A 12,936-nucleotide genomic window follows, 5' to 3' on the forward strand; every position below is an offset into this window, starting at 1 on the left:
ACGTCAAGATAGAAGTTTGTTTAGATAGGGGCGTGTCGAAACAGCTGCCGATGGTGGACGCCGGGACCGAGTGTTGCTCACCGTTGGTGCGAGAGCCCCTGTCCGCGGCACAGGCCGCGGACCTGGCCAAGGTGTTCAAGGCCGTCGGCGACCCGGTGCGGTTGCGGCTGCTGTCGCTGATCGCCTCCCACGACGGCGGCGAAGCCTGCGTGTGCGATCTGACCGGCACCTTCGACCTGACGGGGCCGACCATCTCCCACCACCTCAAGGTGCTGCGCGAGTCCGGCCTGATCACCGGCGAGCGGCGCGGCACCTGGATCTACTACCGCGTGCAGCCCCAGACCCTGGCCCGGCTCTCGGCCGTCCTCACCCCCGCGGAAGGCTCGGTGGTGACGGCGTGACGACCACCGACACGGCGCCCGCCGGGGTTGTCGGCAAGCTGTCCACGCTGGACCGGTTCCTGCCGGTGTGGATCGGCGGGGCGATGGTCCTCGGGTTGCTGGCCGGACGCTGGATCCCCGGCCTGGGCACTGCCCTCGATGCGGTGGCCATCGACGGGATCTCGCTGCCGATCGCGCTCGGGTTGCTGGTGATGATGTACCCGGTGCTGGCCAAGGTCCGCTACGACCGGCTGGACTCGGTCACCCGCGACCGGAAACTGCTCTGGCCCTCGCTCGTGCTGAACTGGCTGGTCGGCCCGGCGCTGATGTTCGCGCTGGCCTGGCTGCTCCTGCCGGACCTGCCCGAGTACCGCACCGGCCTGATCATCGTCGGCCTGGCCCGCTGCATCGCCATGGTCATCATCTGGAACGACCTCGCCTGCGGCGACCGCGAGGCCGCCGCGGTGCTGGTCGCGCTCAACTCGGTCTTCCAGGTGATCATGTTCGGCGTGCTGGGCTGGTTCTACCTCTCGGTGCTGCCCGGCTGGCTCGGCCTGGACACCACCGCGCTGAGCGTGCCGGGCTGGCAAATCGCGAAGAGCACGCTGATCTTCCTCGGCATCCCGCTCGTGGCCGGTTACCTCACCCGTCGCCTCGGCGAACGCGCCCGCGGGCTCCAGTGGTACGAGTCCCGTTTCCTGCCGCGCATCGGGCCCATCGCCCTGTACGGGCTGCTGTTCACCATCGTCGTGCTGTTCGCCCTGCAGGGCAACGAAATCACCAGCCGTCCGCTCGACGTCGCCCGCATCGCGCTGCCACTGCTGGTCTACTTCGGACTCATGTGGGCCGGCTCCTACGCCCTCGGCAAGGCGATCGGCCTGAACTACGAGCGCACCACCACGCTCGCCTTCACCGCGGCGGGCAACAACTTCGAGCTCGCCATCGCCGTCGCTGTCGCGACCTTCGGCGCCACCAGCGGCCAAGCCCTCGCCGGCGTGGTCGGACCGCTCATCGAAGTGCCGGTCCTCGTCGCGCTCGTCTACGTCTCGCTCGCCCTGCGCCGCCGATTCACCCAGCCGGAGCCCACCCCATGACCACACCCGAAGTCCTCTTCGTCTGCGTCCACAACGCCGGCCGCTCCCAGATGGCCGCCGCCCTGCTCGACCACCACGCCGCCGGACGCGTCACCGTCCGCTCCGCCGGATCCGCCCCCGCCGACACCGTCAACCCCGCCGTCGTCGAAGTCATGGCCGAACTCGGTCTCGACCTGTCCAAGGAATTTCCCAAGCCGCTGACCACCGAGGCCGTGCAGGCGGCCGACGTCGTGATCACCATGGGCTGCGGCGACGCCTGCCCCGTCTTCCCCGGCAAGCGCTACCTCGACTGGCAACTCGACGACCCCGCCGGCAAAGGCGTCGACGCGGTACGTCCCATCCGCGACGAGATCGACCGGCGCGTGCGCGCCCTGCTCGACGAACTCGTGCCCGCACGAGCGTGATCCGGCCAGGGGTTTGGTGCGCGCCCACCCGCTCATCGGGCTGGTGAGGATCGGGCATCCCGAGTGGCGGGCCGCGCCATCGAGCACGGCCTTCCCGGAGAACGCCACGGGCCCAACCGGCCGAGAGCGGGCTGCCGCGGGACGCGGCTCGGTGAAGGACCAAACACCGGTTGCGCCGGCGCCGGAGCAGGCACCGTGCAGCAGGCGGGGCGCCGCTCGGCGAGCTCGCGGTCCAGGTGCTGAATGTCCGCGTCGCACAGCAAGTACCTCGGCAGGCTGGACAGCGGCATCAGCACCTGGCTTGGCGTCGCTGACCCGGACCGGGCTCGCGCCGGCGTAGACCTTCCGAGAGGGGCATCGCCAGCCGACCACGGCGTTGTCGCCGAAAACCCAGGGTTCTCGCATGCTCGACAACGACGGCGGCTGGGACCGCAACGGCAACCGCTGTGTCAAGTGCCGGATGCGGCACCGGCTGGCACATGACGACCGAGAGTGGCGGCTTCGTCGAAGGTTCGCGGGCGGGTGCCTCAGAGCAGTTTCCGCAGTGCCTCCCGCAGCGTGGTGAGTGCGGTTTCGGGCTGGTCCCAGAACACCATGTGCCCAGCGTCCGGGACCTCCACGACCTCGGCCGACGGGTTGGCCCGGGCGGCTTCCGCTGCGCCTTCGGCCGTCACGACCGGGCTGTCGCCGCCGTAGAGGAGGGTCGCCGGGGCGGGCACGCGGGGCCAGTGGTCGAAGAAGTCCTCCGACTCGAAGCCCGCGTGGGTGGCGGCGATGGCGGTGCGGGAGCACGACGACAGCCACCGGGCGCGCAGCTCCTGCTCCCGCCGCGGCCACCGTGGCCAGGACTGCGCCACCTCGTCGGCGTCCGTGCCGCGCCGGGCCTGCTCGAGTTGCCCGAGGAACGCCTCGAGTGTGGTGGGGTACGGGCCGCGGCCGGGGCCGCTCATCGGCGGGTCGACCAGGATCGTGCCGCGCACCTCGCAGCCGGCGGTGGCCGCGGCCGCGATCCGCGCCCCCATCGAGTGCCCGAGCAGGACGGGTCGCTCCAGACCCAACCCCGAGACGACGGCAGCGACATCGGTGGCATAGGTAGCCAGGTCGTAGCCCTCCGGCTCGGTGTCCGCGCTGTCGGACAGCCCGCGGCCCCGGACATCGAGCACGATCGGGCGCACCAGGTCGGCGAGCTCGCGCGCGACGAAGTCCATCGTGATCGCCGGGCTGGTGATGCCGGGCAGCACGAGCACCGGGACGCCGTCGTCCGGCCCGTAGTCGAGCAGGTGCAGCCGCACCTGCCCGGACCGGACCCAGCGGCTGGTCGCCGGGATGTCGCCGAGGTCGGCGAGTGCGGGCTGGCCCAGTGTGCGCTCAGCCGGGGACTCGGCCGGGATCGCGGAAATCATGTCAGGAAACCCTTCTGCCGGCCCGATCCACCGCGCCGAGGTAGGCCACGGCGTCCTCCAGGCCGATCACATCGGCGTATTTGGCGTGCAGGTCGAACAGCGCGGCCTCGTGCGGCCCGCGGGCCCGGTCCCCGCAGGCCTCGCGCACGACGAGGGTGTTGAAACCGGATTGGACGGCGTCGACGGCCGTCGCCCGGACGCACCCGGACGTGGTGGCGCCGCACACCAGCACGGTGTCCGCGCCCAGCCCGGTCAGCAGCGCCGCCAGCCCGGTTCCGTGGAACGCCGACGCGCCCTTCTTCAGCACGAGGTGGTCACCGTCGCGGCGGTCCAGCCGGGGATCGAGCGCGACGGCTTCACTTCCTTCGCGCAGGGCGCGCATCCCGGGCGCCTTGCGGAGCCAGGCGACGGCATCGCCGCCGGCCTCGGCCGGCGTGTAGCTGATCGCCGTGTAGATCACCGGGACGTGGCGCGGCCGGGCCGCGGCGACGAGCGCGGCGGCCGCGGTCACCTCGGCGGTCAGCTCGGCTCCGGACGGGAAGCCGGGTTCGGTGAAGCCGCGGGTCAGGTCGACCACGACCAGGGCCGGGGACTGTCCACGGGGGACGGTGGCGCCGAACCCGGCCCGGTCGTAGACGGCGTCGGTCTGCGCGCCGTGCAGGCCGTGGTGGTCATCGACGGGCACGCTGCAGCTCCTTGATCAGTTTGTCCTGGGTGCGGATCCGGCCCAGCAGCCAGCCCTGGAACAGTCCGAGTGCGGCGGCGGCCGCGATGGCGGCGTACCGCTTGGCGCCCGGGGGAAGCAGCATGGCCAGCCCGTCGAGCGACTCCCCACCGCCCGACGGGACCGGCGCCGCGGGTGCGGGACCGGCGCCACCGGCCGGGGCGGGCTGTGCGCGCAGCTGGCCGGCGAGGTTGCGGGCGAACTGGTCGAGCAGCCGGGTGGAGACGGCTCCGATCGCGCTCTTGCCGAACTGGGCGAGCTTGCCCCGGAGGGACAGGTCGGTGCGCAGGTCGATGGCGGCGCCGCCGGGAGCCTCGCGCACGGTCAGCGTCACGTCCGCTTCGGCGTCCCCGTTTCCGTGGGTGTCCGCTCCTCGCGCCGACAGCCGCAGCCGCCGCGCGGCGGTGTCGACCTCGGTGAACCGCACCTTGCCGGAATAGGCGGCGGTGATCGGGCCGACCTTGACCTTGACCCGGCCCAGGTAGGCGTCGCCCTCCTGCCCGTCGAGGGTGGCACCCGGCAGGCAGCCCGCCACCCGCTCGACGTCGTTGATCAGGGCGAACACCGCGTCGGGGTCGGCCGGAACGGACAGCTGGTTTTCCAGGATCACGGTGCAGTTTCCCTCTCGGTGTCGAGGCGGCGGGCCGCGGTGGCCGCGACCGCGTCCACGATCGTCTGGTAGCCGGTGCAGCGGCACAGGTTCGCCGAGAGCGCTTCGCGGATCTCCTCCCGTCCCGCGTCCGGCTGCTGGGCGAGGAAGCCCTCGGCGAGCATGAGGAACCCCGGCGTGCAGAAGCCGCACTGCAGCCCGTGGTGCTCGCGGAACGCCTCCTGCAGATCGGACAGCTCACCGTCCCGGCCGAGCGACTCGACCGTGCGGATGTCGGCCGCCTCCGCCTGCACGGCGAACACCAGGCAGGCCCGCACGGGTTCGCCGTCCACCAGGACGGTGCACGCCCCGCAGACGCCGTGCTCGCACCCGGCGTGCGCGCCGGTGAGGCCGAGGTCGTGGCGCAGCACGTCGAGCAGGGTCTTGCGGGGCTCGACGAGGGCCTCGTGGTCCTCGCCGTTGACGTTCAGGACGATCAGGTGCCGATCGTTCATGACGGGACGCTCATTTCTCGGTCGGCCGCCGCGTCGAGCGCGGCGAGCACGGTCTGCGGGTGCACCGGCGTGGTGTCGAGTTCCACACCGGTGTGGCGCAACGCGTCGTTGATCGCGTTCAGCACCGCGGCCGGCGCGCCGATGGTGCCGCCCTCGCCGGCGCCCTTGGCGCCGTTCTCGGTGAACGCGCACGGCGTTTCCAAGTGCGACACGGTGATGTCGGGGATCTCCGTGGCCGTCGGGACGAGGTAGTCGATGAAGCTGGCGGCCGACGGCTCGCCGTTGTCGGCGTAGGTGACCTCCTCGAACAGCGCGCCGGCGATGCCCTGGGCGATCCCGCCGCGGCACTGTCCGTCGACGACCTTCGGGTGGATCACGACCCCGCAGTCCTCCACGCACGCGTAGCGCAGGATCGTGACGCCACCGGTGCCCGGATCGGCCTCCACGACGACGGCGTGCGTGGCGTTGGAGAAGGTGCCGTCGCCGGGCACGTCGAAGCTCGCCGTGGCGGTCAGCGTCGGTTCGACGTCCTTGGGCAGCAGGTGGCTGCGCAGGTAGGCGACGTCGGCGATCTCCTCGAACGACGCCCGGCGGCCCGGATCGTCGATCTGGACCACGCCCCCGTCCCCGTCGAGGCGGACGTTGTCCGGGCTGGTGTCGAGCAGGTGCGCGGCGATCCGGCACAGCAGTTCACCGAGTCGCGTGGCCGCCAGCGCGACGGCCGAGCCGCCGATGGTCACCGACCGCGAGGCGAAGGTGCCCCATCCGTAGGCGATGCGCTCGGTGTCGCCCTGGCGCAGCTTCACCTGGTCGACGTGCAGTCCCAGCCGGTCGGCGACGATCTGCGCGAGCGTCGTCTCGTGGGACTGCCCGTGGTTCACGGTGCCACTGGTGACGACGACCGAGCCGGTGGTGTCCATCCGGATCTCGGAGATGTCGAACCCGGGCACCACGGTCATCTTCCGTTTCGCGAAGGCCTCCGACCCGTACCCGGTCCGCTCGGAGAAACAGCAGAACCCGATGCCGATGTGCCGGCCCTCGGCGGCCGCGCTGTCGCGGAGTTCGTACCACCCCTCGTCGCGCAGCGTGGCTTCGGCCAGGTCGAGCGACTCCCGGTAGGTGCCGGGGTCGTAGGTGATGCCGTTGACCCCGGTGTAGGGGAACCGGGTGATCAGGTTGCGCCGCCGGATGTCGAGCGGGTCGACGCCGAGTTCGCGGGCGGCGCGCTCCATGACCCGCTCGATCGCCATCACGTACTGGGGCCGGCTGACGCCGCGGTACGGCGCGGTGGGTGCCTTGTTGCTGGTGATGGCGCGGGCCCGGACGCGGTAGGCGGGCACCTGGTACACGCTGGGCATCTCCGCCGACGCCATCAGCGGCTCGATCCCGGCGGTGAACGGGTAGCAGGAGTAGGCGCCCATGTCGCACACGATGTCGACGTCCAGCGCGGTGATCCGCCCGTCGGCGTCGAAGGCCGCGCGGGTGCGGTAGCGCTGCTCCCGGGCCAGGAACCCGGCCGTCAGCGCCTCGCGGCGGTCTTCGATCCACTTCACCGGCCGGTTCAGGCGCCGGGCCGCGGCCGCCACCGCGATCTCCTCGCGGCCGACCACGCACTTCTGGCCGAACCCGCCGCCCATGTCCGGGACGGTGACCCGCACGGTCCGCTCGGGGACGCGCAACGAGCGGGCGAGCGCGGTGCGCACCTGGTGCGGGACCTGGGTGCACATCTGCACGAGCAGCTGGTCGTCGTGGTCGTCCCAGGACGCGATCACCCCGCGCGTTTCGAGCGGGAGGGCGTTCTGGCGTCCGCTACGGGTGACGACCTCGACGACGCATCCGCTCGCGTCCGCGAAGGCCTCGTCGACGCCGGGAGTGTCGAACATGGACACATCCAGCAGCACGTTGCCCGGCGCTTCCTCGTGCACCAGAGGGGCGTTCTCGGCGAGCGCGGTCTCCTCCGAGACGATCGCCGGAAGGGGTTCGTAGTCCACCACCGCCAGTTCGGCGCCGTCCTCGGCGAGGTAGGGGTCTCGGGCGACGACGAGCGCGACCGGCTCGCCGACGAACCGCACCTTCTCCCGGGCCAGGATCGGCATCGCGGTCGGCGCGAACTCCTCGGGCGGGCGGTCCAGGAGCGCGACGATGTCGCCGAGGTCGAGGTCGGCCGCCGTGTAGGCGGCGACGACCCCGTCGACCGCCAGGGTGGCCGACAGGTCGATCCCGGTGATCCGGGCGTGCGCGACCGTCGAGCGGACGAAGCTCGCGTGCAGCGTGCCCGGCAGCTGGATGTCGTCGACGAAGCGTCCCCGGCCGGTGAGCAGCCGCGGGTCTTCCCGCCGGGGCACCGACGCGCCGACCCAGCGTCCGCCTCGCCCGTCGAACTGCGGAGCTGCGTCGCTCATCGCGTCACTCCTTTCTGCCAGGCCTGGTGCAGGGCCTGGACGACCAGGGTCCGGGTGAGCCGGCGGCGGTAGGCGCTGCTGCCGGCGTCGTCGCCGGGTGGGTCGACGGCGGCCGCGGCGGCGTCGGCGCACGCGGCGAACAGGTCCGGCCCGTGATCGCCCCCGGCGAGGACGGCCTCGGCTTCCGGGACCCGGATGGGCGCGGGCGCGACCCCGCCGACGACCACCCGGCCGCCGTCATCGCCGAGGCTGACGGCGACGTCGACGAGCGCGAAGTCGCCGTGGCGGCGGGCGAACTCGGTCAGCGCGGCCCGGGGCGCGGGCCGGGTGAAGCGCACCGCCGTGACGACCTCGTCCGGTTCGACGGCGGTGGTGTAGAACCCGTGGAACATCTCCGCGGCCGGGATTTCCCGCCGCCCGCCGGGGCCTTCGGCGACGATCACGGCGTCGAGCAGGAGGGCGAGCAGGCACCATTCGGCGGTGGCGTCGCCGTGCACGATGCTGCCCGCCACGGTGCCGCGGGAGCGGATCGGCAGGTGCCCGACCCACCGCATGGCGCGGGAGAGCACGTCGAAGTCCGGCCCGAGCTCGGCTCCGGCCACCTCGACCGCCCGATGTGTGACCAGCGCGCCGATCTCCAGCTGCCCACCCTCGCGCCGCAGCCGGGTCAGGGCGGGATCCCGGCGCAGCGGCCCCAGATCGACCAGGGCGCTGGGCCGGGCGAGCCGGAAGTTCATCATCGGGATCAGGCTCTGTCCGCCCGAGATCAGCTTCGGTTCCTCGCCCGCCGCGGCGAGCTCGCCGAGCAGGCCGACCGCGTCGGGAACGTCGTGCGCCCGGTGGTAGGCGAACGCGGCGGGCTTCACGGTGTCGACCTCCTGTCAGTCACGCTCACGGCACCTGCGTGGATTTCGCGGGCACCACGGGCTCGGCCGCCACGGTGATCCGGTCGAGCTCGCGGCCCCGGGTCTCCGGCGCCCCCACCATCATGAACACCACCGCGGCCACCACGAGACCGCCCAGCACGGTGAACGTCAGCGGCAACCCGAGCACCGGCCACAGGAGGCTGCCGAACACCAGCGGCGCGAAACCGGTGATGGCCCGGCTCGACGACGACGCCCAGCCGAAACCGGAGGCCCGCAGTTCGGTCGGGTACAGCTCGGAGACGTAGGCGTACATCACCGGGATGACCACCAGCGACAGCAGCCCGAACGCGCCGATCGCCACCACCGCCGCGGTGGGTGTGCCCAGCAGCAGCGAGAACACCACCAGCGAGAGCGCGGCGAGCGGCCCGGCGACCGCGACGATCCGCTTCCGGCCGACCTTCTCCACCAGCAGCACCGCCACGGCGACGCCCACGATGCCCAGCGCGTTCATCAGCGCGGTCGAGGCGAACGCGGCGATCTCGCCGAAGCCCTGGGCGCGCAGGATCGACGGCATCCAGCTCAGGGCGGCGTAGTAGACGAGCATGACGGTGATGAACAACGACCACGCGACCGCCGTGATCCGCGGGTTGAACGCCCACACCCGGCGCAACTGGTCGAAGGCGGCCGTGATCGCGCCCCCGCGGGTGTCCTCCACCACCGCCGGCGGGATCGAGTACGGCTCGACGGGCGCTCCCGTGCGGCGGACGAGATCGTCGATGACCGCGCGCGCCTCCGTGTCGCGGCCCTTGCGGACCAGGTACAGCGGCGACTCCGGGACACCGCGCCGCGCCCAGAACAGCAGCAGCGCGGGCAGGATCATCAGCACGAGCATCCACCGCCAGTTCCCGGAGACCGGCACCAGCAACGTCGCCGTGACCGCGGCCAGCGTGGTGCCGACGGGCCACCAGCCGTCCATGGCCGACAGCACCCGGCCGCGGTGCCGCCGCGGCGAGAACTCGCTGACGATCGCGTAGTCCACCGGGATGCACCCGCCGAGCCCGACACCGGCGAGGAACCGCAGGAGCAGGAAGACCGCCACGTTCGGCGCGAACGCCCCGAACACGGAGAACAACGCGAACACCAGCAGCGTGATGCTGAACGCCCGTTTCCGGCCGATGCGGTCGGCCACGGTGCCCCACACCACGGCCCCCACCGCCATGCCGATCAGGTTGGCGGTCGCCACCAGGCCCTTCTGCCCCGGCGACAACCCGAAATCGGCCCCGACCAGTGGCGTGAGGAACCCGTTCAACGCCACGTCCCACGCGTCGAACATGTAGCCGAGGCCACCGATGAGGAAGATCTTTCCCTGCACGCTCCAGCGCCAGGGCAGGTCCTGGACGATCTGATCTCCGGTACGCATGAATCGCTCCGTTGCGATTGTCGGTCAGTTCGCCCGCCTCAGCGCGCGAACTGGTAGTGGATGGACTCGGTGTCGGGATCGGTGAGCGGGCTGCCGTTCCACAGCCAGTCGTAGGACACGTCGGACTCGCCGTCGAACCGGCGCAGCTTCTCGTCGCGCTCGCGTTGCTGCGGACCGTCGGGCAGGTGGTAGAAGCTCATGTTCTGCAGTGACGCGTCCTGGACCATGCCCGCGTGTTTGGCGCGCCGGTCGACGTAGCGGATCAAGGCGCCGTCGATCCCGTCGCGGGTGACGCGCCCCAGCTCCTCGGCGAGCACGGCGGCGTCCTCCATCGCCTGCGACGCGCCCTGCGCCTGGTAGGGCAGCATCGCGTGGCAGGCGTCGCCGAGCAGGGCGACGCGGCCGTCCACCCACACCGGATCCCGCCGGCGCCGGTACATCGCCCACACCGAGACGTCCTCGTCCTTGGCCTTCGACAACACGGTCGGGACCCGGTCGTCCCAGTCCTGGTACTCGGCCGCGAGCTCCGCGGCGGTCGCCGGGCCGCTCCACTCGCGGGCGATCGTCTCGCTGCACGGCACGATCGCGACCACGTTGAGGTACTCACCGCCACGGATCATGTAGTGCACCAGGTGCTTGTCCGGGCCGTACCAGATCGTGGAGTGGTAACGATCGACGAGGAACCGGGTGGCCGGGTCCTGGGCGATCAGGTCGCCGGGGATCAGGGCGCGGTAGGCCATCTCGCCGGAGAACTCCAGCGTGTCGTCGAACCCGGCGAGGTCGCGCACGGCGGAGCGGATGCCGTCCGCCCCGATCACCACGTCCCCGGCGAAGCGGCGGCCGTCGGCCGTGATCACGGCCGGCCGGTGCGGCTGCGCACGGTCCAGCTCGACCACCCGCGCACCGGTCGCCACCTGGACCACCGGCCCGTGGCCGTCCGGGTCGACGCACGCGTCCAGCAGCACGCGGTGCAGGTCGGCGCGGTGGTAGTGCCAGTACGGGGCGCCGTAGGTTCCGGTGACCCGCTGCCCCAGCGGCAGCTGGGCGATGATGCTGCCGTCGGCCCACCGGCGGCGGACCTGGTCCTGCGGCTCGGTCCGCACCCGCTCGAGCTGGGCCCGCAGCCCCAGTCCGATGAGGATGCGGCTGGCGTTCGGGGCGGTCTGGATGCCCGCGCCGATCTCGCCGAGCTGCGGCGCCGCTTCGACCACGGTGACCCGCAGGCCCCGTTGCCGCAGCGACAGCGCCGCGCACAGGCCACCCAGGCCACCGCCGACGACCACGACTTCGAACGACTGGCTCGCTGTCACGCCGACCTCCTCGTCACGCTGTCCGCCACGCCCGCTCCGGCGAGCAGCCGCCCGGCCCCGGGCACGCGCGGTTCGAGCCCGAGTTCGGACAGGATCCGGAACGTGGTCGCGGTCGCCGCCGACAGCACCGGGATGCCCACCTCGTCCTCCACCGCCTGGATCGACGGCAGCGACGGCATCTGCACGCACGCGGACAGCACCAGCGCGTCCACATCGGACAGATCGAGACTGCGGTAGTGCTCGCGCAGGTCGTGCGGGTCCAGCCGGGCCACCGCGAGGTTGTCCGGCACCTCCAGCGACAGCGCGTCGGCCACCTCGACGCCGGCGTCCTCGATGTAGTCGGCCACCGCCTGTGTCAGCGGCTTCAGGTACGGGGTGATGATCGCGATCTTCGCAGCGCCGAGCGCGGCGATCCCGGACAGCAGCGCCCCCGCGCTGGACACGACCGGCGCGGCGCACCCTTCGGCGCGCAGGACGCGGGTGATGTCGTCCTCGGCGGTGCAGTGGTAGCCGGGTCCCTGGGCCATGATCGCCACCAGGCAGGCGGTGGCGACCACGTCCGGGCGGGCGTCGGCGAGCTCGGCCGCCGCGCGCCCCGCCTGGGCGTTCATCGCGCGCAGCTGCTCGGGGTCGACGTGCTGCATGCGGGCCCGCGCGGAGTGGAAGACGAACCGGTCCCCCGGCTCGACCTCCTCCCGGGCACGCAGCATCCGGGGCAGCTCGGTCTCCATCGTGAGGTTCGAGCTGGGGACGATCATCCCGATGTGGTGGTCGGTCATCGCTTCTCCACCGGGCGCATCTCCGGGACGGTCAGCTCACCGGCGTCGACGATCAGCTCGTCGTCGAGGTAGAGCGAGTTGCCGCGCATGGGGATGTCGAAGTGGCACGGCGTGTCGTTGGGGCCGCCGAGCTCGTTGTTCGGGCCGATGGAGAACATCACGTTGCCGTAGAAACTGCGCAGCTCCATGCCCATCCCGCCGGGGAACTGGGTCAGGCCGTGCCAGTGCGCGCGCTCGTCCAGGCCCCAGCCCACGTGGCTCATCCCGTAGCCGCGGGGGTCGTGGAAGCTTTCGATGTAGGAGCGCAGCAGGTCGGCGTCCAAACCGGATGATCCGGCGCCGCCGCGGATGTCGCGGATGAACCCCTCCTCGATGGTGATCTCCACCGGCGTCTGCACGTAGGTGTTGAACGGCAGCAGCACGTCGCCGGGCGAGAGCACGATCTTGCCGTCGACACCGTCGTCGGCGCCGCCGGTGAAGACGAACGCGGCCGGCCAGTGGTCCCAGCGGCCGGGGGTATCGGTGTAGCCGTACTCCGACATCGTCGGGTACATGCCGAGCCGGTAGGTGACGTCGGTGCCGGCCGGGCTGGTGATCCGCATGGTGCTGGCCTTGGCGAGCAGCTCGGCGCCGATCTCCACCCGCTCGCGCAGTTCCCTGGTGGGCATGAGCCGGGCCAGCAGCTCGGGCGGCTCGACCGCGGTGAGGATGCGGGTGCCGGCCTCCTGGATGGCGAACTGTTCCTTGCTGAACAGCAGGAACGTGCAGTCGACCACCATGTCCACGTCCTTGAGCGCCTCCACCGCGCGGGGGATGTTCCCGAGCCCGGAATCGCCGACCGCCCACGCTCCGGACGCGCTGACCGGTGAGGGCAGCCGCATGTGGTAGGTCGCGGCGCCCAGCTGCTGGGCGGCCCACAGGAAGGCGTCGGCGTACTCCGCTCGCTCGCCGCCGCGGGTCAGCACGACCACGGTCTCGCCCTCGTGCACCCCGGAGAACGTCAGCTGGCGCAAGCAGATGTCGTTGAACAGGTTCTGGTCCATCGGTGAC

13 protein-coding genes are annotated in these 12,936 nt (G+C 71.9%); 3 read left to right on the top strand and 10 right to left on the bottom strand.

The annotated features are described in order from the left end of the window. The first annotated feature begins 32 nt into the window (after positions 1 to 32). The 3 genes from FB470_RS33130 to FB470_RS33140 are packed head-to-tail and all read left to right on the top strand — an operon-like array spanning position 33 to position 1,878. Entirely contained in the window at positions 33 to 401 is a 369-nt protein-coding gene (locus tag FB470_RS33130) for an ArsR/SmtB family transcription factor (RefSeq protein ID WP_306999610.1), read from the top strand. Beyond that, a complete protein-coding gene (gene arsB / locus FB470_RS33135) occupies positions 398 to 1,474 on the top strand; it encodes an ACR3 family arsenite efflux transporter (RefSeq protein WP_306998009.1) in 1,077 nt (358 codons plus the stop codon). Before FB470_RS33130 ends, arsB begins: the two co-directional genes overlap by 4 nt. Further along, positions 1,471 to 1,878 (top strand): arsenate reductase ArsC, encoded by a 408-nt coding sequence (locus tag FB470_RS33140; protein ID WP_306998011.1) that lies wholly within the window; start codon positions 1,471 to 1,473, stop codon positions 1,876 to 1,878. Before arsB ends, FB470_RS33140 begins: the two co-directional genes overlap by 4 nt. Positions 1,879 to 2,405: 527 nt before the next feature. Here the strand turns inward: FB470_RS33140 and FB470_RS33145 are convergent. The 10 genes from FB470_RS33145 to FB470_RS33190 are packed head-to-tail and all read right to left on the bottom strand — an operon-like array spanning position 2,406 to position 12,929. Further along, positions 2,406 to 3,281 carry an alpha/beta fold hydrolase gene (locus tag FB470_RS33145; RefSeq protein WP_306998013.1) on the bottom strand — a complete coding sequence of 292 codons (876 nt, stop codon included), beginning with the start codon at positions 3,279 to 3,281 and terminating at the stop codon, positions 2,406 to 2,408. Position 3,282: 1 nt separating this feature from the next. Further along, entirely contained in the window at positions 3,283 to 3,966 is a 684-nt protein-coding gene (locus tag FB470_RS33150; RefSeq protein ID WP_306998015.1) for an isochorismatase family protein, read from the bottom strand. After that, on the bottom strand, positions 3,953 to 4,615 hold the full coding sequence (locus tag FB470_RS33155; protein WP_306998018.1) for an SRPBCC family protein: 663 nt from the start codon (positions 4,613 to 4,615) through the stop codon (positions 3,953 to 3,955). The genes FB470_RS33150 and FB470_RS33155 overlap by 14 nt, the downstream gene beginning before the upstream one ends. Then, positions 4,612 to 5,109, bottom strand: coding sequence for a (2Fe-2S)-binding protein (locus FB470_RS33160; protein ID WP_306998020.1), 498 nt, complete (start codon positions 5,107 to 5,109; stop codon positions 4,612 to 4,614). Before FB470_RS33160 ends, FB470_RS33155 begins: the two co-directional genes overlap by 4 nt. After that, complete coding sequence (locus tag FB470_RS33165; RefSeq protein ID WP_306998022.1) at positions 5,106 to 7,511, bottom strand: xanthine dehydrogenase family protein molybdopterin-binding subunit; 2,406 nt, start codon at positions 7,509 to 7,511, stop codon at positions 5,106 to 5,108. Before FB470_RS33165 ends, FB470_RS33160 begins: the two co-directional genes overlap by 4 nt. Then, entirely contained in the window at positions 7,508 to 8,377 is an 870-nt protein-coding gene (locus FB470_RS33170; RefSeq protein WP_306998024.1) for an FAD binding domain-containing protein, read from the bottom strand. Before FB470_RS33170 ends, FB470_RS33165 begins: the two co-directional genes overlap by 4 nt. Positions 8,378 to 8,402: 25 nt before the next feature. After that, positions 8,403 to 9,797 (bottom strand): MFS transporter, encoded by a 1,395-nt coding sequence (locus FB470_RS33175; protein WP_306998025.1) that lies wholly within the window; start codon positions 9,795 to 9,797, stop codon positions 8,403 to 8,405. 38 nt (positions 9,798 to 9,835) lie between these two features. Next, a complete protein-coding gene (locus FB470_RS33180) occupies positions 9,836 to 11,107 on the bottom strand; it encodes an FAD-dependent oxidoreductase (protein ID WP_306998027.1) in 1,272 nt (423 codons plus the stop codon). Next, positions 11,104 to 11,886, bottom strand: a complete 783-nt coding sequence (locus tag FB470_RS33185; RefSeq protein WP_306998029.1) for a maleate cis-trans isomerase family protein — start codon at positions 11,884 to 11,886, stop codon at positions 11,104 to 11,106. Before FB470_RS33185 ends, FB470_RS33180 begins: the two co-directional genes overlap by 4 nt. Next, positions 11,883 to 12,929 (bottom strand): M29 family metallopeptidase, encoded by a 1,047-nt coding sequence (locus FB470_RS33190; protein WP_306998031.1) that lies wholly within the window; start codon positions 12,927 to 12,929, stop codon positions 11,883 to 11,885. Before FB470_RS33190 ends, FB470_RS33185 begins: the two co-directional genes overlap by 4 nt. Between the last annotated feature and the right edge of the window lie 7 nt (positions 12,930 to 12,936).

The organism is Amycolatopsis thermophila (genome assembly GCF_030814215.1).
In the GTDB taxonomy this organism is placed as follows: Bacteria; Actinomycetota; Actinomycetes; order Mycobacteriales; family Pseudonocardiaceae; genus Amycolatopsis_E; species Amycolatopsis_E thermophila.

Excerpts from the sequence above, each read along its gene's own strand:
- FB470_RS33140 (WP_306998011.1), top strand. The coding sequence starts at position 1,471 with ATGACCACACCCGAAGTCCTCTTCGTCTGCGTCCACAACGCCGGCCGC.
- FB470_RS33145 (WP_306998013.1), bottom strand. The coding sequence starts at position 3,281 with ATGATTTCCGCGATCCCGGCCGAGTCCCCGGCTGAGCGCACACTGGGC.
- FB470_RS33160 (WP_306998020.1), bottom strand. The coding sequence starts at position 5,109 with ATGAACGATCGGCACCTGATCGTCCTGAACGTCAACGGCGAGGACCAC.
- FB470_RS33165 (WP_306998022.1), bottom strand. The coding sequence starts at position 7,511 with ATGAGCGACGCAGCTCCGCAGTTCGACGGGCGAGGCGGACGCTGGGTC.
- FB470_RS33175 (WP_306998025.1), bottom strand. The coding sequence starts at position 9,797 with ATGCGTACCGGAGATCAGATCGTCCAGGACCTGCCCTGGCGCTGGAGC.
- FB470_RS33185 (WP_306998029.1), bottom strand. The coding sequence starts at position 11,886 with ATGACCGACCACCACATCGGGATGATCGTCCCCAGCTCGAACCTCACG.
- FB470_RS33190 (WP_306998031.1), bottom strand. The coding sequence starts at position 12,929 with ATGGACCAGAACCTGTTCAACGACATCTGCTTGCGCCAGCTGACGTTC.